At 36.6% G+C, this 22,728-nt stretch carries 16 protein-coding genes, 2 pseudogenes and 1 riboswitch; of the genes and pseudogenes, 3 read left to right on the forward strand and 15 right to left on the reverse strand.

Annotation, left to right across the window (positions count from 1 at the left end; all coding sequences use genetic code 11):
- Nucleotides 1-8 precede the first annotated feature (8 nt).
- The 10 genes and pseudogenes from ACZ5QH_RS11635 to ACZ5QH_RS11680 all read right to left on the reverse strand — a co-directional run bounded on the left by ACZ5QH_RS11635 (nt 9) and on the right by ACZ5QH_RS11680 (nt 13,899).
- Entirely contained in the window at nt 9-1,304 is a 1,296-nt protein-coding gene (locus tag ACZ5QH_RS11635; protein ID WP_303576029.1) for an MFS transporter, read from the reverse strand.
- A gap of 140 nt (nt 1,305-1,444) precedes the next feature.
- Nucleotides 1,445-3,721, reverse strand: a complete 2,277-nt coding sequence (locus tag ACZ5QH_RS11640) for a TonB-dependent receptor (protein ID WP_303576028.1) — start codon at nt 3,719-3,721, stop codon at nt 1,445-1,447.
- 10 nt (nt 3,722-3,731) lie between these two features.
- Nucleotides 3,732-4,985, reverse strand: a complete 1,254-nt coding sequence (locus ACZ5QH_RS11645; protein WP_303576027.1) for an MFS transporter — start codon at nt 4,983-4,985, stop codon at nt 3,732-3,734.
- Complete coding sequence (locus ACZ5QH_RS11650) at nt 4,973-5,356, reverse strand: hypothetical protein (RefSeq protein ID WP_303576026.1); 384 nt, start codon at nt 5,354-5,356, stop codon at nt 4,973-4,975. Before ACZ5QH_RS11650 ends, ACZ5QH_RS11645 begins: the two co-directional genes overlap by 13 nt.
- 14 nt (nt 5,357-5,370) lie before the next feature.
- A complete protein-coding gene (locus tag ACZ5QH_RS11655) occupies nt 5,371-6,003 on the reverse strand; it encodes a GNAT family N-acetyltransferase (protein WP_303576025.1) in 633 nt (210 codons plus the stop codon).
- A 101-nt stretch (nt 6,004-6,104) separates the two neighbouring features.
- Nucleotides 6,105-7,912: pseudogene (locus tag ACZ5QH_RS11660) on the reverse strand (IucA/IucC family protein).
- Complete coding sequence (locus ACZ5QH_RS11665) at nt 7,909-9,381, reverse strand: lysine N(6)-hydroxylase/L-ornithine N(5)-oxygenase family protein (RefSeq protein WP_303576024.1); 1,473 nt, start codon at nt 9,379-9,381, stop codon at nt 7,909-7,911. Before ACZ5QH_RS11665 ends, ACZ5QH_RS11660 begins: the two are co-directional and overlap by 4 nt.
- On the reverse strand, nt 9,374-11,158 hold the full coding sequence (locus tag ACZ5QH_RS11670; RefSeq protein ID WP_303576023.1) for an IucA/IucC family protein: 1,785 nt from the start codon (nt 11,156-11,158) through the stop codon (nt 9,374-9,376). Before ACZ5QH_RS11670 ends, ACZ5QH_RS11665 begins: the two co-directional genes overlap by 8 nt.
- Nucleotides 11,159-11,695: 537 nt before the next feature.
- Complete coding sequence (locus ACZ5QH_RS11675) at nt 11,696-13,318, reverse strand: phosphoethanolamine transferase (RefSeq protein WP_336622611.1); 1,623 nt, start codon at nt 13,316-13,318, stop codon at nt 11,696-11,698.
- A gap of 5 nt (nt 13,319-13,323) precedes the next feature.
- Nucleotides 13,324-13,899, reverse strand: a complete 576-nt coding sequence (locus ACZ5QH_RS11680; RefSeq protein ID WP_171077802.1) for a TMEM165/GDT1 family protein — start codon at nt 13,897-13,899, stop codon at nt 13,324-13,326.
- Between the two features lie 70 nt (nt 13,900-13,969).
- A riboswitch (yybP-ykoY riboswitch) is annotated at nt 13,970-14,115 on the reverse strand.
- A gap of 497 nt (nt 14,116-14,612) precedes the next feature.
- Between ACZ5QH_RS11680 and ACZ5QH_RS11685 the strand changes: the two genes are divergently transcribed.
- A complete protein-coding gene (locus ACZ5QH_RS11685) occupies nt 14,613-15,932 on the forward strand; it encodes an NAD(P)/FAD-dependent oxidoreductase (protein ID WP_303576021.1) in 1,320 nt (439 codons plus the stop codon).
- A gap of 223 nt (nt 15,933-16,155) precedes the next feature.
- Here the strand turns inward: ACZ5QH_RS11685 and aqpZ are convergent, their stop codons facing one another.
- The 4 genes from aqpZ to ACZ5QH_RS11705 form a co-directional block, all read right to left on the reverse strand.
- Nucleotides 16,156-16,848, reverse strand: a complete 693-nt coding sequence (aqpZ, locus tag ACZ5QH_RS11690; protein WP_303576020.1) for an aquaporin Z — start codon at nt 16,846-16,848, stop codon at nt 16,156-16,158.
- A gap of 343 nt (nt 16,849-17,191) precedes the next feature.
- Nucleotides 17,192-17,521, reverse strand: coding sequence for a YcgJ family protein (locus ACZ5QH_RS11695; protein ID WP_390883228.1), 330 nt, complete (start codon nt 17,519-17,521; stop codon nt 17,192-17,194).
- Between the two features lie 724 nt (nt 17,522-18,245).
- Nucleotides 18,246-19,025 (reverse strand): APH(3')-VI family aminoglycoside O-phosphotransferase, encoded by a 780-nt coding sequence (locus ACZ5QH_RS11700; RefSeq protein ID WP_084852397.1) that lies wholly within the window; start codon nt 19,023-19,025, stop codon nt 18,246-18,248.
- Nucleotides 19,026-19,267: 242 nt separating this feature from the next.
- Nucleotides 19,268-20,104, reverse strand: coding sequence for an enoyl-CoA hydratase/isomerase family protein (locus ACZ5QH_RS11705; protein ID WP_303576019.1), 837 nt, complete (start codon nt 20,102-20,104; stop codon nt 19,268-19,270).
- A 99-nt stretch (nt 20,105-20,203) separates the two neighbouring features.
- On the opposite strand from ACZ5QH_RS11705, the gene ACZ5QH_RS11710 reads away from it, so the two are divergent.
- The gene (locus tag ACZ5QH_RS11710) at nt 20,204-20,614 is read left to right on the forward strand and encodes a winged helix-turn-helix transcriptional regulator (RefSeq protein ID WP_303576018.1); all 411 of its coding nucleotides are present in this window, start codon (nt 20,204-20,206) and stop codon (nt 20,612-20,614) included.
- Between the two features lie 301 nt (nt 20,615-20,915).
- Here ACZ5QH_RS11710 and ACZ5QH_RS11715 read toward each other — a convergent pair.
- Nucleotides 20,916-21,242, reverse strand: a pseudogene (locus ACZ5QH_RS11715) (aminoacyl-tRNA deacylase); the annotation flags it as partial.
- Between the two features lie 167 nt (nt 21,243-21,409).
- On the opposite strand from ACZ5QH_RS11715, the gene ACZ5QH_RS11720 reads away from it, so the two are divergent.
- Nucleotides 21,410-22,642, forward strand: a complete 1,233-nt coding sequence (locus tag ACZ5QH_RS11720) for a tyrosine-type recombinase/integrase (RefSeq protein WP_035372282.1) — start codon at nt 21,410-21,412, stop codon at nt 22,640-22,642.
- Nucleotides 22,643-22,728 lie beyond the last annotated feature (86 nt).

The raw sequence follows: 22,728 nt of genomic DNA on the forward strand, positions 1-22,728 counted from the left end.
ACCATCCTCTATTTATTCCATTTAAAAACAACAAAATAAAAAGACAGCAATAAGAAAATACTAAGCAGTAAATAATATGGGAAGATAATGTTAAGTTGGTACAGCCCTGTGCTCATTAATGGTGCAACAACCAAACTGAGCGCTTGCGCCATGGTGCATAAAGCAGCAATTTTAGTTTGCAAATTTATCGAAACTGATTGTGATGCACCTGTGGTAAATGCAGGCATTAGACATGCCACAGCGATACCATAAAAAACATAAGCCAACTGAAAAATCACGATCTGCTGGGTATAAATTGACAAGATCAGCCCAACCAACATCGTGCTTAATCCGACCATTAAAAGCTGTGTTAAAGACCATTTAAACCATTTAGAAATCGCAATTTGCATCAAGACCGAAACAATCCCCACAATCAACAAGCATTGGGAAAAATAGAGGGCACTTTGCTGAATGTTAAATTGAAATTTATCTTGAATATAAAAACCTGCAGTTAAATTCAGAGTAATAATCGCAATATATAAACTAAATCCAAGGATCAACCAAATCATCGATTTTCTTAGATCATCATCACTCAGACGAACCAATTGCGAATGACTAGAATCTTGCTGAGAAATCTCTTTTTGTAAAACTGTGTCTTGAATATGCTGATCTTCATCAAAATGATAGTTTAAAGGCGAATGGTTTGGATCATGACGTTTTGAATGTGACTGTTGAGCATTTTCCCCGTTGTGTTGATATAAACCTACTATCAGCATACTCATGACAGTCAAAAGCAATACGGCGAGCCACAAAGGAATCAATATTCCCCAAATAATGAGTAATGTGGTTAAAAATGGCCCTAAAATTAGCCCTGCACTGTTTAAGGCACCAAAGCTTGCCATCTTCTGACTGCGTGTCGTTTCATCTAAATATCGCGTCATCACATAACTTTGTAATGCGATTTGCGGCATTGCCATAAAAAAGCCAATACTGCTTCGTGTAAGCAATAATAAAGTGAAAAGTAGTCCAATTGGCATGCTATACATTAGCCCATAACTTAATACCCCTGAAAATAGTCCCCACGTTATGCTCATTCCAATAAAACCGATACTCAATAAATAATAAGGATTTTGAAGATTTGGTTTTTTAGAAATCCACATTGCAGTCAAACTCATCAGCAATGCACTGGCAGACACCATCAGACCTGCCTGAAGCTCTGAGATTTTTAATAGACGAATAAGAGGTGCGAGTAAAGGTAAAATCATGGATAAGCTGATCCCGTTGATCAGCGTTGCCATCATCCAAATATCATTATTTTTATTCATTTGAATCTCCTAAAATAGCAGTCTTGACTGATTAGGAAAATTTTTATTGGATTTATATAGTTACCCACGATTCAGTATTTTTCATCGAGATATTGCTCAATAAAAAGCCTCTTTCAAATTTTAAAGAGGCTTTATCTGGATCAATACTTCAGCGTATAAGTTAAACCGTAGCTACGACCTTGTGCAGCCAAACTTGAAATAGCCCCATAGGTTGGCGCAACCGCTTGACTAAACACTGTTTTATAGTCTGTATTCCATACATTATAAACGCCAAAGCCTAATCTGCCTGGACCTACTTTTGCACTGGTGATCACATCCATAATCGCAAACCCTTTAATCTCAGCGGGTTTTCGAATACTGCGGTCATTTAATGGATTGACATAGTCTTTAGCGGCCTGATCTGTACCACCAATTGCTAAAGTCTGTACGCGTAAATGGATATTATCTGCAAATTTCCATTCTGAAAATAGCGTGCCTTTCAGTGGTGAAACTCGTGTAGCATCTAGCTCTTGCCAATCACCGAGTATATTTTTAAATTGACCGCGCGTATAAGCAATAGTTCCTCCCATATTCCACATATCAGAAATTGCATATTTTACATTGGCTTCCAAACCATATATGCGTTCATCGGTATCAATCACTTCAATATTAAAATTTGGGGCAGCATTAAACCTCACAGATTTATCAGAATCATTATAAAAAGCAGTCAGCCCTAGATTGAGTCCCTTTTGCTCTTGTAAACGCCAGCCGAGTTCATAATTATTCACTTTAATCGGATCAATATTATTACTGGTCACAACAAAACTTGCTGGAACATCTCGCAGCATCCGTTGTACGTCTGGAATACTAAAGCCTTGAGAAAAATTAGCAAAAATTTGTTGCGTATCATTTAAGTGATAAACCCCGCCCAAATTAAATAAAGTCGCATTATGTTTTACTTCACCACCTTTTAAACTTTTCGCCGTATAGCTAGGATCGAAGTCAGCGACAATACTTTCAGGGTACGGGGTAGAATCACTGACATCACTATTAATTCGTTCGTGACGCACGCCTGCCTGTATATTTATACGATCCGTAACTGCATAATTCGCCTGAATAAATGCACCAAGTTTTGCAATTTGAACATCTGGTCCCATCGCATAGTTTTTTGTCGCTTGATGATTTAAGCCATTACTCGCAATAAAAGTATTAGTATCATACCTTTGCCCTTCTTGACCATTTTTCTCATTTTCAAAATCTAAACCGTAACTTAACCCTAAAGCCCGATCTGCAACTCTAAAATCTTTCTGTAAGGCTAAACGTGATCCCCAAATATTAATATCGGTATTAGACTGCATTACAACAGGAATACTTCTAGTAGGAAGAGGTAATTGCGGATGCGGTAAATTTACTGCCGTTGGAAACCATCTTGCCTGCTCTTTACGGTAATAAGCTTCCAAGGTTAAACTTTGCCCCAATACATCATTATGATTATATTGGGCGTGCGTTGACCAGCGTTTTGTTCTAGGTTGGTCTTCGAGTTGTAAGCCTTTTAATGCTTTTAAACTGGGTGTAGCTCCTCTAAATATGACAGATAAACCCTGACCAAAATCAGGTCCATAATCACTGTCTTGTTCATCATTATAATATTGTGCGCCAACGGTTAAGTGCTGTTGATCTGAAATGTTCCAAGTGAGTTGTCCATTGACATCAAGGGTTTGGGTATCTTGACGATCTGTTTGCGCAACCTCAGGCCCAATACGATCGCCACGACTGTCTTGAATTTCTCCCCGTTTAACATAGCCAACACCCAAATTACCTTTGATGCGATCTTGGTTAAATGAAACATTTTGTGAAGCTTCATAAGCCAAGGCATCGCCTTTAAAATTATTCCCAGAGGTTAGCCCCAGTTTAGTTTCAAAACTTAAAGCTTCATCACCGCCTTTTCTGGTAATGATATTGATAATACCGCCAGTTGCACCTGAGCCATAAATACTCGTTGCCCCAGACACAACTTCTATTCTGTCAATCATTGAAGGAAGAATGCTATTGAGCTGACGCGATCCATCCCGTGAACCTGTTTGTGGTATCCCATCAATCATATATTGCACCACACGGCCGCGCATGGTCATACCATAATTAGAAGTTGTACCAGTATTGGGTGTGAGTGAAGGTACCAATAGTCCTAAAATTTCTGCCGTGCTTTTACCTGCATTGGCTTGCTTTTCAATTTCGCTACGCTCAATGCGATAAACGGTCCCAGCAATGTCTGAAATACTTTTTGCAGAACGTGTTGCCGTGACCACGATAGGCGCTAGGCTTTTTACCTCTGCCCCAGTCTTTTCAACCTTTTGAGTCGTGGGCTCTTGCGCATAAATCTGTGTCGCAATAGCCAAACTTAAACACGTCAGTTGTATTTGAATTGATGTTCTTTTCATGATTTATCCCTTACAACATCTCTGATCTTAGAGTTTTTTGTGATTTGGAAATAATGAGTTGTGAGAGAATCAAACTCACTACAGATGCAATAGCTAAAACAATATAAAAATTGCCATAACCTAATGATTTGGCAAGAAAACCTGAGCCAGCCCCGCCAATAAAATAGACCAGCAATTCAAAACACACCAAAATTGTAAAGTCTGTCCCTGCTTGCGCTTTTGAGCTACTCTGCATGAAATATGCATATAAAGAAGTCATTGCGATATAACGAATTGCAAGGAATGCAATCACAAAAACCCCCAGCAAAAGCTGCCACTGATTTAGCCATCCGAACAGAATAGCGATTCCTAAGAGTCCATATATCAGTGTTCTCACCCAGCCAGCCCATAGCAGTAATTGGGTCGCCTTTCGCTTTTTGAGCAGCAATGCAGCAGAAACGGCTGCAAGCAATCCAACACCAGCCCCTACCACAGACATCAACACGCCAATTTGTGAAAGTGACCATTTTTGATCAATCAGCATTGGATTGAGCATTGCCATTGCGGGGGCTTCTACAAAGCGATAACTAACAATTAAAAGTAATGCCCAACGAATTTCAGGTCGTTTAAATGCTCGCATTAAACTCGGTGGGCTTTTCATCATGTGTTCAGTGTTTTTTTCTTGTATTTGAAAAACTGCAAACATCGTCAAAGCGGTTAAGCTTGCTAAACAAATCAGTGCTGTTTGCCATCCATAATATTGATATAGCCAAAGTGTTGCAGCACCACCGAGCATACTGCCAAGTGCAACGCCAATGCTTTGCGCCATACTGCCAAAGCGGTAATCTTGTGGTGAAAATGCTTCAACGGTATATCCATCAATGGCAATATCTTGGGTGGCTGCAAAACTCGATATCCATAAACCAATAATGACAAAGACCAGTAACCCATAAGAAAACTGAGTCAATGCAAGCGCAATAATCCCTAAAACCAAAGCAATTTGAGTGAACAGCAACCACGTTTTTCGTTTGCCTAATTTTTTAATATAAAAACGGTCAATGAGCGGTGCCCAAAAGAATTTGAATGCCCATGGAATGTAAAGCAGTGACAATAGCCCAATCCAGCGTAGATCTACCCCTTGGTGCCTTAAAATCGCAGGCAATGCCACATTATAAAAATATAAAGGCAAGGCATGGGCCAAATATAAAACAACCACAACACCTAAACTAAGTACGGAAATCTGTTGAGTGACAGATGGTTTGGTTAAATTATTTATGCGTTGCATAATAGCCACCTCTGTACTGCCCATTGCAATGCATCAGCGCGATCTAATGTCACATAATAAGGAACTTGCCATGCAACATGTAGCGCAGGTGTATTGAGCCGTTCTTGATCGGCTTGATCTAAGGCGATCCGTACCAAACCGACACAGTACTTAAAAAAATTGGCTTTATTTTTTTTATACCAATTCGCTTGAATTTGACGGTATTCCTGTGGAAATGTTGTACCTTTTGCACTGCTCATCACCAAAACAAAATTTTGTTGCTGACATAGAAATGTTTCAATTTCAGCCAACCAGAACTGAAATTCAACGATTGAGACATCTTTGCAAAAAATCATCTCTTTGATCTGAATATGTATAGAATGATAACTCATAAGGCAAATTCAACTTATTGGATTTTATATTGTTTTTTTTGTGCTAAATATTGCTGAGATTGGACTAGGTATTCACCAAATTTTTGGTAAAAAGTATCTCTAAAACAATAATATAACATTGCATCTTTCTCTGGCATCCTAAGAATACCCTGAGTTTCGTAGCACATTTCTTCTACAACTGCTGCATAGGGTTTAACTGTCGAGTCAGCTTCACCTACAATTTTCAGCGAGTTCGCATGCTCAAAAATATAAAAGTTTAATAAGCGCGCTACTGTTCTAAGATAGCCTTTACCAAAAGCCGATTTTTCACCAAACAGCAAATGCCAGCCCAAGTCCAGTTCATGCGCAATATAATAACGACTTAATCGATCTCGTTTAGCTTCATAGATTTCTGCATAGCCCACATCCTGTCCATCAACTCCAACGATAAATAAACGATGATGATCATCAGCCAATTGTTTTTCAAAATAGACCTTCAGATCTGTTTCTGATTTATTCAGTTGCCACTGCGGAATCACATGTGGTTCATGCATCCATTTGTGTAATAAAGCCATATCATCAGGGTATTTCACTTGACGTAAATAAAACGTGTTGCTGTTTTCATAGTATTCATAAAAGTCTGGCAATTGCTGTGATAACGTTTTCATCACGGTCACCTTTGTTGTATTTATTAGATTATCGTGCTTTCAATTTGTATTGAATCAAAGTGCTATACAGACACATAGCTAGTCTGCGCGAGCACGGTTTATCATGCTGGCGCAGGCGAAAATTGTGCTATCCAACTGTTTAAGGTTTCTGGGCTTACAGGGTTTGCAATCAAATCTAGAATTACAGGTACGGGGCGTTGTGCTTCATCGTGATAACTGGTGGTAAATAGACGAACACGGTTTAAGCAAACCTTATGGTATTGATTTCTAAACATTGCAAACTTTTCAATTCTTGCTGAATATTCTGGATGCTGTTGATGAAATTCATCAATTACATAGGATACGGTTTGCCAGAATTCAATTTCATGATGTTGTGGGAAATCCTGTAGAAATACATTACAGATATAGCGGTAATGCACCATAAACAAACCTGTAAAAATAAAGTGACTGAGGTCTTGTGCAGAATGTCTCAGTAAAATTTTAGCTTCGTCAGGAAGATCCGCCAATTCAGGAAAATCTTCATCGACAAGATTGACATCATCGATAAAGTCTTTAAGCACCATGGCTTTAGGTACACCATTTTCATGAATTAACATGGTATTTTCACCATGGGGGAAAATGCAAGTCCGTATTTATAAAGGCAAATCAGAAGCGGCTGAATACTGACGCTAATAAATTGCTTTAGCCAATCCAATGGGGCTAATCCTGAAGCTTGGATAAGCACCGTTAAAATGGAAAGCCCTTGAATATCACGGTGTAATAAAGCAGCTTGTGATAAGACCTGCTGATGATATTCAACAAATGGATCTACACTCTCACGCCATAAACAGCCAAATAATTCTTTAAATTGATAAGGCGCGCCTGCAATGTGGTCATAACAAGGCTGCCGAATGGTCAAGGTTGCAATCTCACCTAAAAACACCACCCCCGTTTTTTGTAAATCCACATCTTGTTTTAAAATATTTTTTAACCATGCTGTAACAGCAGGTGCTGCTAAGTTGCGTTGAGCAGGCAATCCTCGATAAACGGCGGTATTTAGAATACTCAATGGTAGTTTAATGTAATGACGTTGTGCATATGATGTATTATATAAAGTGCGTATTGACTGCATTGGTGCATAATCATCTTGACCAATTTCAAGTTCGACAATTTTTTGATCTACAATTTCATTGGCATAAGTTGGCACAATCCATTGATGCCACTGCCAAGCATGTGCAGGAATGAGATAATAATCCTCTGAGTTTAAAGCAAGACTTTGCATTTTTTCACGGAATTGTCGCAATTCCTGCTGGTCAAACTCATGGCAATATAACTGTCCTGCATACCATTCAGGTGTAGAACGAAACTCTGCCAAATCACGATGCACAGCCAGCCATAACACTTTGACTCTGGGTAAAATCTCAGGCGCTGAGTTCAGATAATCATCATAACCAAAGCCCATTCGTCCTTTACTCATAATTAACCAAGGATGACCGCGCAACATTGCTTCAATTTGGTAATGCGGTGCAGTCAATGCTGCTGCGCTTGTTAGTCGATTTTCATCCAGTACATGAGCTTCGGCCAACCACGTATTGTTCATCTCTTTAATCAAATAGGCTTTGGTAAAGGGTTTAACCTTAACCTGATTGGAAAAAGCAGCAATAAATTGATGCAAATTCCAAGCAGACCTTTTCGTATCCAAAGTTAAATCACGTACTGAACCCTCTTGAATCTTCCAATGTCCCAACAAGTACTGTTGGGCATTAAACTGATAAATTCGGTCATCCAATCTCAATTGAAATACATCATCACCCAGACTTTCCGCCTGAATAATTTCTTCATATAAAAACTCAGCGATTGCCATTTCAATTAAGCGCTGGCCTGCACTTCGCCATTGTTGCTGATTAATTTGTAACTGTGCAAAACTCATATGCTGTTCTCAATATTCGAATATCGTTGATGGTTTTGTTGATGCTGAGAATGTTGTGTACTCGGGATTTGAGATTGAAAATTGACATTTTTAACCAAATCTTCAACATGCTGAGCATGCACATGATGCTGTGTTGTGATATTTTTCGAGATCACTTGGACTTGCGGGTTCTGCAAAGGATCAAAATGTTGGAAACATTGGGGAGCTGTTACTAAGTCATATAGCGCATAACCCACTAGCTGATTGGCAATTGTCGCCGCACGATAAGCGCCTAAACCCAAATCAGGTGTGCCAACGCCATGACTATGCATATCCATGTTCTGAACAAAAATTTTGCCAATGCCAGCATATTCAGCAGCATAATTTACTGAAATATTCCATTGTCCTTGTGGATTGGTTTTAATCAAGGGCTTCAGTTGCTTGAGAAATTGAAATTCAGGACGGCGATAGCCTGTAGCACAGATCACATAGTCACTGTCTAGACTGAACTGCTTTAAAGTCACTCGATCTTGAAAAATCAGTCTAATTTTCCCCTGTTCCGTTAAAACAGCATCAATTAGGTTGGACTGACTATGCAAATGCGTCGCTAAACCATTTCCAGCAAGATGTCGATGGTAAAGTTTCTTATATATTTCACGAATGGTTTGCGCACTGATTCCTTTATATAAAAGTGACTGTTTACTCAGTTGTAAATCTTTATTGAGGTCATCAAAGCGATGAAAATGTTGGCTATAATCTGGACTAAAATGTTCTAAAGCTAATGGGGTATATTCCATAGGGAAAAAGCCATTGGCTCGGGTCAGCCAATTGAGATTGAATTTCGCTTGAGAAACCTGATCAAATTGATATTGACGATCGAATAAATCTAAAAAGATTTCTGCCGCAGATTGCCCTGATCCCAGTACCACAACATTGCCTTGTAAATTTTTTGGCTGATGCTCTAGATAATGTGCTGAATGTTTACATCGCTCAGGATAGCTTTGAATCAATGTCTGCATACATTGTGGAATATAAGGCACATTTCCCGCCCCTAATACAATGTTTCGACAGCGATAGCGCTGATAAATCCCCGCTTGAAAAACGAGAACTTCAAAGCCATAGGATTTGGGTACAATTTCTGTGACTACAGATGAATATTGAATATGTTCAATTTGATCTGCAACCCATTGGCAATAATGATTATATTCTTTACGAGGGATATGTGGTTGTTCCAAAAAATAGAACTTATAGAGTCGCTGTTGCGCTTTTAAATAATTAAGAAAACTAAATGGGCTGGTCGGATCTACCATAGAGACCAAATCAGCCATAAAAGGCACTTGCAACATTGTGTTTGGAAGCTGCATTCCTGCATGCCAATCAAACTGAGCTTGTTTTTCAAAAAACAGATATTTTAGCTTTGATTTTTGTTGTAACAAGCTGGCTAAACTCAAATTAAACGGTCCTAAACCCACAGCAATAAAATCAAGCATAAATTGCATCCTTTTGTTTTAGACATAAAGGATTTGGCAACTGAATATAAATTGATTGCTGTTCTACAGGTGCAATCAGTTCATCCAGCTCATATAAACGCGTGAGTAAATTCCCTTTATATGGCAAGGTTGGTTGATATAATAAGCCTTGTAATAAACTACTGTCAGGATACTGTTGATATAATTCCATCAATTTATCTTGCAATAGATCAATAAGTTGCTGTTCTGAAACACTCCCTGTTGCTCCAATTGCGTTGATCATGCCAAATAAAGTATTAGCAAAAAAATAATAGCTAAACCTTTCATCAACCAAAGTTTTTGGCCCAACAGCCTGCGCTTTTCCATCAAGTTCTGGGTATTCTTTTAATATTTCAGTGGCGTATTCTTTGATGTAATAAAAACCCTGATTGTCCCTTAACCATAAATTTTGAGGATACGCATTTTCCAATTCGACCAGTACATTCTGCTGATGTGACTCAAATGCCATCCCATAGTGATGATACAAATACATCAAGGGAACTAAGCTGATCTCTAAAAATCGCTCAAACCAATTTAAAGCAATTTTTTCTATACTTAGCTGCGGTTCTACCTGGGCAATTTGTTCAAATAAATGATCAAAGCGATTTAATTTTTTTGCTGGATGATCTTGGCATAAGGAGGCAATACATGTCACTTGCTGCTGTCGATCAAAGGGTTGATCTCTAAAAATACAAATCGTTTCATTGACAATTGTTCCGTCAATGATTAACGCAGTCCATGCGGGGTCATGAATTGCTTTCAAAGTAGGACAAGATTTTAAAATCGATTGACCCATTGACCCCTGCCAAAGTTGACGCGTTATTTCTCCACGATGACATTCTTTGGCCAAATTGACTCGGATAGAGTTGGTAATCATCACGGATAGTGAAAGTTTCACCATCCACGGCTCTGAATAGCTGACCAATGTTCTGACGGATGTTGTTGCGGAAAAATGCCAAGCCTTTTCACCAAAATCAATTAGTTTTTTTTTGGCTTTTAACTCTTTATACCAATCTTTGCTCTGTAAATAACGTGCTTGCCATGGATGCAGTGTCAATAATTTATAGCTTGAATGTGTATGAATTAAATCTAATTCTGCTTCGCTCAAATACCATTGCATATGCTTGATGAGTTGAGTCGTGATTGGCTGATCTGATGTCGTACTTTCTGCCAGATATTCTGGTGCAACTAACCAGTAATACAGTTGTGTTTGACCTTTATGTTCTGGTGAGAACTTTAACCAATCTTCATGAACAAAACCTGTGCGACTCTTTGGCGCTGGATGCATACTATGCCCAAGAATCAAGGCTTGTTCTGTCTGGATAAAATCTTGTTTTGCTTGAATCAATTGGTCAAAATCATATTGACGCTGCTTTAAAAACTCAGCTAAAGCATCTCGGCTTTGGATCCATTTTTCAACCAATGATGCTGAATCTAAGGATTCAACAGAATTTCGTAGCAGCTCTTCTAGAAGTAAGCACACCATCGCAATTGGACTAAACCTTTGCGCTTGTCCTTTATTAAAAATCTGCGGCAGTTTATCTATTCGATGCCGCCCTAGAAGACTTCTATACGAAAGCGGTACATATAATTGGGATTGGATGGATTCCAATGGAATCATTAACAAGGTCAAGCCTTGGCTAAACGCAAGTTGTGTAGAGTTTTGCTGATATTTCTCCAGTAAAATTCTACTTCCTGTTTCTTGTGAGTATGCATTGATTAGGTGCTGCATCGCCAATCGGCTGGCAAGCTCTTTCATCTGACCATATCCTCTGTACAAGACTTTTTACTGCACTAAAAAGATCTAGAAATTTGATTTATGTTTTCTTGGATCGTGTAGCTCTGCTTAACACAAAATAATGATAATCATTCTCATTTGAGAATGAAATGTTATACCCTGCTTGTCTATACAGGTTTAACACTATGATTCTGTAAAGATTTATGATGAATTGGTCTTTTTCTTATGGTTTATATTTTAAAATTTTCAATTGTAATAAATGATAATATTCTCATTTAGAATTGAGAAATTTCATCGAAATTTTCATTTTAAGAGATTATTTAGCAAGTTTTATTGATCTATAACTTCACTAGCAGATTTTAATCTAAGGCTTATTTATTGATTTATTGTGATATTTCTAATGGAAAAATAAAAAGTAGATTTAACGATATCCGTGAATTGTGTCGCTTCTTTAAAATGCTATTTCATCTAGATCTTGTCGAAGCCAATCTGACCCAATCAACCAGAGCGATACGGTTTAGCAAAAATTTTGTCCAAAGCTAATATAATATCGCTTGTTTATTTTGGTGAATGCCAAAGTAACTGAGGTACAAAATTACAAGTTTGATCTAACCAACACAATTTTTCTTTACGATCCAATCGATCATGAGCACCCATGAGGTGTAATACATATCGATCTAGGTCACTGGCATCAATTGGTTTTTCACTGACTATTCCTTTAGTCGGCATATGATCATACCAAATAATAATTGGAATACGGTAGCCAGCTTCAGTATTTGCACTATGCCCAGCATAGTTTTTAGCATGCCCGACTTCATTACCATGATCCGATAAAAAGGTAAAAGATCTAAAATCAGATTGTGTGGAAATTAAAAGATCGAATAACTTTGCAACAACCCAGTCTTGGTAAAGTATGCTGTTATCGTATTCATTGCGTTTTAACTGAATTAAGTGATTGATCTCATTTCGTTCAAGCTTTTCTTCAACCTCATCATTGCTAGAATCATTAAACTTAGAAAATTGTTCTGGGTAGCGCAACTTATAATTTGGATGTGAACCAATGAGATGCAGAATAATCAACTTACGAGGATCTGGGTCATCCAATGCAATTTTATAAGCGGGCAGAATATTTTCATCTAATGACGTGCTACTACGACCTGACTTTTTATTGATAAAAACAGCTTCATCTGCAAATGAGGCAAAAAGTGAAGAGATATAAACATCATCTTGGTTACTAATCCAATAAACTTTAAAACCAGCAGCCTTAGCGTATGCCATAATATTTTCAGGGGCATGATCATCCATTGCATTTCGCGTACCATCATTAAACAAATAACGTAAAGATTGAATAGTAGAAGATGCTGGTGAGTATCCACGACAAAAGACTTTGAATAGTTCACTCCGTTGAGTTAACTCAGGTGTTGTATTTCGTGGATAGCCACATAATCCAAAATTAAAACTGGTAATGCTGTCAGTTAAAACTATGGTATGTGTCTGCCTTTTATTCAATTGACCACTAAAATCTAAGCGCTGTTCTGCATTCAATGTCCATTCTTTATGTATCTGATCATGCTGTAGAATACGCTGTTTGAAATCTTGAATTTTGCCATAGTATCCATACCAAAATGGCAATGGATGTAAAGCAATTGAAGGCTTAATCGCATAGCTGACAGTACACAGTAGAAATAACAAACCTATAGCATAACGTCCTAATCGATGTACTTTCTGATCATGGAACTCACGCGTATTAAAATATTTAAATAAAATAAAAAAATATAAAATCAAAGCGCTTAAAATCAAGCCAACAAATAGGATAAAAAAGCCAAGATGCAGTTGAAAAAATTCTAAACTTTCATTCAATGTTGTATTCGCGATAGATTCAATAATTGAATATGCTTCAGCGTCACTATTGAACAACAACCAACTTACTGAGAGTAAGCTGGTATGAAATATAAAAATAAACCACCAAATGATTGAAAATAATTTCCAAAATAAATTTGATTTTTTTGTGGCTTGAAAACACAACCAACACCCTGGTAGTGATAAAAATGCCAAACGAACACTATCCGACCAACTCCCAGCTAAACCTAATAACAGTAAAGTGATCAGTGGTAGTACAAGTAGATACGGTATAAAAAACATGCGTTGCCAGCTTACTGGTATTCGGTTAAATCGCTTCATTGTCATTAGAAAATGTAATGTTGAATAAGTGCAGCAACACCAATAATTAAAAAGACAAGTGCGCCAATTTTATGAATGAGTGAAATTGGAAGCTTTTCTGCAAGCTTATTACCAATAAATACGGCTGGAGCATTCACCAACATTATTCCTAAGGTGGTACCTACAGTTACCCAGCCGATACTGTCAAAACGAGCAGCTAATGCCACAGTCGCTATTTGAGTTTTATCACCAATTTCTGCCAAAAAGAAAAGCACAAAGGTTGCGCCAAAGACACCGTATTTTTGCCACTTATCGATACTTCCAGATTCATCATCTAGCTTATCTGGGATTAACATCCATACGGCCATCCCAATAAATCCTAGAGAAACAATCCACAATAAGACAGTCGGACTAAGAACAGTCGTAATCCACTGCCCGAGTACGGCAGAAACACCATGATTTACCAGTGTCGCAAGAAATATAGCGATTAGAATAGGAATAGGTTTTCGGAATCGTGCAGAAAGCAGTAGTGCCAGTAATTGGGTCTTATCTCCCATTTCAGATAAAGCAACTACAGCAAGAGAGATTAGGAAAGCAGATATCATAATAATTTCTCTGGCTAGCAATAATTACCAATGATTTATTACTCTTGCTAGCCATAGCAGAGTCATAAATCAAAGGTCTTGCCAACAAAAAGAAATCTATGATCGGAGGATCATTTGGTTCTTTGCTATGATGACCATGCCAGTTTAAGCAATTATGTTGACCATCACCTTTTTACCTGAGGTAAAAAGCGGCTACTCCCCAATGAAGTTTTTTTATTTTAGTAGAATCAAGTGTAGTTTTCAATCATACTTTTTAGATAAATTAAAAAAACTCATTCCTGTTTGATTACGCCATCTCCTCAGCGCATATTCCTATAAAAATATTTTAAATATTGATCAGTAACAAAATTGCAAAGTTATGAATATATTTAGCTAGAGGGAAATAATATTAAAAACGATAAACACCCATAAAAAACATTTAAATTCAATAAATTATATAATATTTATTTTTAAATAGCAGCCATTGCGAGTACGCATTGGTCGCATAAGCATGACTTTAATTTCATTCTACTTGGTGCTTTTATCGAAAACAAAAAAAGCTCATATTAAAAGATTATTATTCAACAGCCTCAGCCATTCTAAAGAACCTGTAATCAATGTGATAAAATATAATTTATTGTTTTTTTTAAAATAAAAATCAAATAATTTTATCTGAGAAGTATAAGGTGTATTATCTTAATTTTAGATACAAAACTGAGCTATAGATTTTTATGTTGGAACATAGCGATATTAATTTACCGATTATTATTATTGGCGCTGGGATAGCAGGAATCGCATGCGCTAAAAAATTACAAGAAAATGGTAAAAAAGTTACCATACTCGAAGCGAGATCTCGCACAGGTGGGCGCATAGATTCATTGCAATCTGATGCTGATGTTTTTGATTTAGGTGCATCATGGATTCATGGCGTTGAAGGTAATCCTATCTGGGAAATTACCCAAGAGAACCATATAGCAACAACTGTATTTAACTATGACAAATCACAATATTTTCATGAAAATGGGTTGTTATTTTCTGACAAAGAAGTTCAAGAGTTTGAATCTTATGTAGAAGAAATAGAAAAGCAACTTTCTCAAACACAAACGCAATCTGCCCTCAAGGCGACTGAAGAAATAATTTCTTCTCTACATTATTCAGGTAATACATTTTCAGAAGATTATCTTAAACAATTATTATTTAACTTTTTCAATCGAATAGCAAATGACCCATTTGCGACAAATCTTGAGCTACTTTCATCAAATTACAAAAATTACGAAGGTTATTTTGATGGTGATGAAGTTATTTTTCCCAATGGTTATGCCCAAGTTATAGACGTGCTTTCAAAAAAAATCGACATTCAATTCAATGTTGATGTAAAAAAAATCATCTGTGAAAATGATTATGTCAAAATTATTGATTCCAATGATAATTTTTATATAGGTTCCCGTGTAGTGGTTACTGTCCCACTAGGAATTTTAAAGAAAAATCATATCGCGTTTTATCCTCCATTACCTCATCACTATACTCAATCTATTCAAGATATTGGATTTGGATCCTTTAATAAAGTATTTTTTGAATTAGAACAACCACTTTCTTTTAGATCCAAAATGCCGATAGACAAGATAAGTGATTTCTATTGGAATGAGCTTGGTTGTTTTAATATTCTAGACTTATCTGGAGTTTATAAAAAACCCATTTATTTAATGCTGTTTGGAGGAAAGCAATCTGAGTTTATTGATAATTCAGCGGATCATGAAATATCAAAGTTTATTTTTAGTAACTTGCAGAAACAATTTAACAATATTCCCCATACACCTAAAAAACTCATCGTTACACGTTGGGGCGCCGACCCTTATAGCTATGGTTCTTTTAGTTTTCCCTCACTAAAGCACAGTGAGGATATTGTTAAAGTGTTGCATCAACCAATTCAAGAAAAAATCTTCTTTGCTGGCGAACATTGTAGCTTGAAATATGCGGGTACGGTTCATGGCGCATATTTAAATGGCGATGAAACAGCTCAAAAAATATTAGCTGAAGTACCACTTATTTAAACCTAATCTCAGTCATGAAAAAAACCTCCCGAGGGAGGTTTTTATGATGTTGTCTAGAGTTAGGCGTATTGATAATAGACTTCTTTCATAAGTCCTTTTTAAAACCATTAATCAACATAAAAGCACCCTCATCCTAGCCTTCTCCCAAAGGGAGAAAGAATTTTCAATACCAATATGATTCACTCCACATGATCATTTTTTGATTTATGAAAGATCTTTAATGCTATTGGATATTTTTTTGCTCAAAACACTTATAAATTAAAGCGCCAATCACAGCGCCAACAATTGGTGCAACCCAGAAAAGCCATAATTGACTCAGCGCAGCCGTTTCAGCAAACAAAGCCACTGCTGTACTACGTGCAGGATTGACCGAAGTATTGGTGACAGGAATACTGATTAAATGAATCAAAGTTAATGCCAAACCAATAGCAATAGGTGCAAAACCAGCTGGTGCACGTTTATCTGTAGAACCGAGAATTACAATTAAGAAAACGGCAGTTAAGACAATCTCAATTAATAATGCAGAAAGCAAAGAATATTTTCCTGGCGATAAATCACCAAAACCATTTGTTGCAAATCCACCCGTACCAGTAAATCCTGCTTGACCTTGTACAATCAAATACAATATAAATGCAGCGAAGATACCACCTACGACTTGAGCAATGATGTATGGTGCTAAGTCTTTTGCATTAAAACGACCACCAACCCATAAACCTATACTTACTGCGGGATTGAAATGTCCACCTGAAATATGACCTAATGCGTAAGCACCAGTCAGTACAGTGAGACCAAACGCGAGTGCAACACCGACAAAACCGATACCCAATTCTGGAAATGCTGCAGCAAGTACTGCACTACCACACCCTCCAAAGACCAGCCAAAATGTTCCAATAAATTCTGCAAAATATTTATTCATGTTCATTACTTTTCTGTTCAATAAATCCAAGCGAAATTTAGCAAAACAAGTCACACTTTCAAACAAAAACATGAATTATTTTACAAAAAGCATAAGTAATTGATGAAATGACTAAATTCATAATTTTTATAAAACAAACCCTTCGATTGAAGGGTTTGTTAGACAAATTAAAATTCCAATTCAGAGGGGGAAGAAGGAATGATTTAATAAATCTATTGGTAATTATTAACATGTATATAGATTTATACAATCTTATTTAATAGAACACAGCATTCTAAAAATTTGAAGATCAATCAAAAAGCCCATCTGCGGGTGAGCTCTTTAGCCGATTTATGGCAAAGAATTACTTATTATTAAAAAGCTGATCTGTTATCTTTTGATTAACTTTACTTCGATGTCCATTGTCAAAATATCGATCTACATGACATCGTTTTGTATTTGTATCGCAGAACACCCCATTTGAGAAAGTAAATGCAGAGTGATCAAAATCGCCTTGTGAGAAAACTTTATTCGCTTTTTGGGTTCCTAAATATTGAGCTGTAAGTGATTTTGATACACCTTTGTTATTTACACAAATATATTGATCACAAATCACACCTTTTTTAGGTGAAACTAAACTTGTGTTGGTTTTAGCAATCACTGGAAAACTGATGATTAAACAAGCATAGCTGATGAGACTCAATAATCCTTTAGAAATTTTCACTTTTAAACCTGCAAAACAATACAAAAAAATAAAGGAAAATTATAAGATCAATTAGATTTAATATATACAACAATTATGTTTAAACCTATATAAGAAAACACATTAGGCTTCTTTTATAAGATATTTTTAAAACGATAAATCAACATAAAAGCCCCTCATCCTCGCCTTCTTTCAAAGTGAGAAGGCGATTTCAATAGCAATATGAATCACTCATTATAAACATTCATTCAGTTTAGAAATAATCTAGAGATATTATGATTAACAGCAGAATTATCGATAAAATCAAATAAGTATTGATATTATTAAAGCTCTTAAGATAATTTAACATTCGTCATTTCCCATAAGAATTTAATAAAATACTATATGGCTGACAGATAGATAAAAGACTAAGAAAAGAAAAGCAGACAAAAAAATACCATCGATAATAAAATTGGTTAAAAATGTTGCACGATGAAATTTAAATAAACTTGTAAAGCTCATAAATTAACACTTTTATATTCAAAAAAACTTAAATCACAAGTTAAACTAATAAACAGTTTTAGTTATTTTAAATAAGCTCATTTTAAAAACCAAAATTTAGATTTATTGGTGATATAAAACTTTAAATCAATGGCTCCACTAACGCTCTTCACTTATTTATTTAAAATTTAGCGACGTAAAAAGACAATTAAGTATTTTTAGATAATGCTTGGAATCAATTCAATTCATCAAGTTTTAAAAAATAATTCCTTTTGTCAGGTCTATCATTTTTTAAATGCTGTAAAAATATTTTAGCAGTTTCCTCCGATGCATCCTCTCTTAGGCAACGTTCAACAAAGGATATATCTACAAATTCATCTGCTAACCCAGCACGGCCAAGATCTAAAAAATAAATTTCATTGAATTTATCTATAAAAATATTACTATCCGTGATATCGCCATGAGAAAAAACCAATCTTTCTTCAACACGAGTCTCAGTTAACTCATTCCATAGACTTAGGTAAGTTTTATGCTCTCCCCATAATTCAGCGTCAAAATCATCTTGATCTATATCGTCAAGGAGTTGGTTATCAATAAAAAATTTTGACTCTTTTAACCGATGATCAATGTTTGAAATAAATGGACAATCAATAATAGCAATTGAATTTAACAGATTGAGTGCCTCCTTATAGATAGCAAGTAATTCTTGGTCTGTTAAAAAAAGCGCTGAAATTGGTTTTGCATTGATCGCTTTAGTGATCATGAATTCAAACTGCTCATCCTGAAAAGTCATGATGAGTTCAGGCACCTTTAATTTCTCAGAGAGCCAACTCAACATTTTCGCTTCGCGAGAGACACTGTATGTGGTCTCTGTATATAAAGTGCTAGATCGCTTAAGAAAAAAAGTTTCATTATTTCGATTAAAAGAATAAACATCCGATGGTGACTGACCAATTTTATTTGGCTCTAAAACACTGTTTCCAATAAATTGTTGAATAATATTGGGCAATTCCATCAAGTTTTCCTTTTATTCAGCATTAAAAACCCCGCAAATGCGAGGCCTAGTAAATAGATAATCTTAATTTGGTTCACTGTAGCAAAAATATGGCTTATTCCCTATAGATGGTCAATACTTCAAACTATTGTCATCGTCTCTCAATTGCATAAACTGTATTAGTCTTAAAAAGTGGGGGCAGTATTTCTCGACCGCAAACCTCAGGAATAAGCTAGAGCAGAATATTAGACAGCAGCAAGACCTCAGGATGCAGATAAATCGCGGAGTAGCTGCTCTAAATCCTGTTCGCCTACTTTTGTTTGAGCACCTGCCTGCAAGCCGCCACGAATGAGTTTTTCAGCAGCAGGACGCGCAAACAGACCAGCCCATGCTTTGTGCTCTCGAAGGAAGCCTTCGCTTAAATCCGCTGGTGGGATTGCTTTCTTTGCAGCGGCGATGACTCCTTCAGGTAAAGCTGCAATATTTGTGGCGATGCGATGAACAAAAGCGTCTAACTCATTTGCCGGAAGCGCACGATTTACCCAGCCATATCGTTCGGCTAGCAAAGCGTCAATCAGCTCAGCACCAAGAATTACCTCTAATGCACGCCCCCGTGTCATACGCTGTGAAAGATATTGAGTACCACCACCACCAGGAATAATCCCCATCAATGCCTCACATTGGGCGAGGCCAGCACGCCCAATAGCAGCAAATGCCATATCCACTGCTGCTACAAATTCAGCACCGCCACCACGCGCCAAGCCTTCGAGCTTAACAATCGTCACTTGCGGCTGTGCCTGAATCATCTCTCCTAAAGCCTGAAATGGATTCAATCCATTAGGTACATCTTTTGCGAACTGGTCAAAAGCATTTGGCTCATCAATTAAGGTCATGTCTACATGAGCGATGAAAAACTCAGGATCGGCGCTTTGGAACACGATTACACGTGTTTGTGGGTCATCACGTACCTGAGTAAGAAAAGCTCGAATATCACTCATCAATGCAACATCCAATACATTAACTGGTGGATTGTTAATACTGACAGTCGCCACGCCTCGATCATACTCAATGTGAAGTGTGGAATAAGTTGGAATGGTCATCATATACCCTTGATTTTAGCTATGTGCAATCATGGTATCTTATGTATACTTAGTGTCAATTACGCACCTTAAGCATCCTAAGTATCTTGGAGCATACCTATGAACCCTGATCACGATCCAATCTACCGTGCCGACTGCCCAAGCCGTGCCATTCTCGATCAAATCGCAGATAAATGGTCAATGCTGGTTTTGATGGTGTTACATGAACCACGTCGCTTCAACGCCATCAAACGGCGTCTTGATGGTATTACCCAACGTGTATTGACACAGACGCTTCGCAAGTTAGAACGCAATGGTATGGTGACACGCACCGTTATAGATGGGAAAACTCTAGGCGTGGAATATGCCTTGACGCCACTTGGTCAATCACTCAAATTGCCTTTTAACGCGCTCTACGACTGGACTGTCGAGAATATGGACACCATTCAGGTGTGCCAATCTCGCTATGATCAATCTGATGATGTTATTCGCACAGCGACCACCCAGCAATCGGGCATAACACTGAAATAACGTGTGTAGTCGCTAGCTAGAAATGTGAGAGTTTGGCTTGTTCATCCAAAATCGTATGAATATGGAAAAGATTATTTAGGTTTTAAAACTACCACCTGTTTTGCTTACTTAATTTTGCTTACTTAATTTAGTTCCACTTTCATCTATACAATAAAAACCACCGCAAAGGTGGTTCATATCTTGAATGAATGACTGTAATCTTGGTCTTTAATTTTCAGTTCTATTGCCTTAGTGGAGTCAATATTTTTGTGACTAATATAGTGAATAACAGCTTTTTTAAATTTAACTCTAAAAACAATGCTTATTCATCAATAATATCAGCAAAATTCGCACCCAAAACCTTAGCTAAATCTTGTGGATTAACCCCAATATCCAAGCCCCTTTTCCCACCACTAACATACATTTTACTTAACTGCTGAGCACTTTCACAAATCACCGTTTTTAAACGCTTTTTTTGACCTACAGGACTGATTCCACCGACTAAATATCCAGTTAAACGCTCTGCATCTTTAGGATCAGCCATATGTAGTTTTTTACAAGCAAAAGTACTCGCCACTTTCTTTAAATTTAATTGATGGTTCACTGGAAGGATGGCAACAAAATAGTTTTTATCATCTGAAAGCATTATTATTGAAATCATTACAAATCTAAGGAAATCAGAACCACAATATAAGTTATAAATATTAATAATTTATAAAATATATAGAAACATAACCAAACTATACAAAATCTAGTTATGTGAGTAAAATTGTGAGTAACTTTTATTGTCCTCACAATTATTATAAGTTACTCACTATGCTTACAGATACCAAGATAAAAAGTCTTAAACCACGTGATAAGACGTATAGAATAGCCGATAACAATGGGCTTTGCATTGAAGTTCGATCAACTGGAACAAAATTATGGCGTTATAGATATAGGTATAATGGCAAGGCTTCTATGTTAAGCCTAGGAGAATACCCTCTTATCGGTCTAGCTGATGCACGCAAAGCTAAAGATCAAGCAAGATTACTCCTCGATGATGGCATAAATCCCATACAGATTCGTAGACAAGAAAAATTTGAAGCTCAAATAAATAATCTAAATACTTTTAAGCATATTGCGAATGAATACATATCTGAAATGTTGTCTAGTCGTTCCGATGGCTATATTAATAAATTTAGGAAATCATTAGAGATTGATATTTTACCAGTAATAGGTGAAAAAAATGTAAAAGATATAAACTCGGCAGATGTCTTATATATTATTAAATCGACAGTTAATCGTATTAGAAGCAATGGGAAGCATGGCACAGGAGAAGTTACAGCAATGAATAATCAAAAGATTATAGGAGCTGTGATGAGATATTCTATTGCAACATTGAGAGCTGAAATAGATCCAACTTATGCAGTACGTGGTGTACTTATGCGCCCCGAAATTGAACATGCACGTCCTCTAACAAGAGAAGAGCAAGCACTTTTCAGAAGAGGATTAGATAACTTTAAAGGTTCCTTAACTGTCAGAAATGCCCTTTTAACTATGTCTTATACGATGCTTCGTTCAATCGAAATTAGACGTATGAAGTGGCGATATGTTGACTTTGAGTCAAAAATTATTAATTTCCCTATCTCAACTAGAAGTAACAATCAAGAACGTACAACAAAGAAAAATAGAATACACTTAGTTCCTATGTCAAATCAGTTATTTAGTTTATTAAAATCTCAGTATATTGAGTCTGGTAATAAAGAGTTCGTGTTCCCTAGTGTATATGGCAATAACTCTAATACTATTGGGAACTCCACTCTTAATGTTGCATTAAAAAATATGGGACTAAAGACAGTAACTGCACACGACTTTAGGGCTACAGCATCAACAATTTTGAATGAAAAAGATTTTGATGAAAATTGGATTGAAAAACAGTTAGCTCATGCAGATCAAAACAAAACAAGGGCATCATATAATCATGCAAAGTATATGGAGCAGCGTAGTAATATGATGCAACAATGGGCTGATATTGTAGATAGTTGGAAAGACATTAATAACCCTTAAATTTTATGATAAGTGTTGTAATATTCCTAATCAAAGTATGAATGCTAATGACGGTTAGAGTTGTTTTGAGATTTAAAGTATTAGTT

This window comes from Acinetobacter sp. Ac8, from assembly GCF_055392545.1.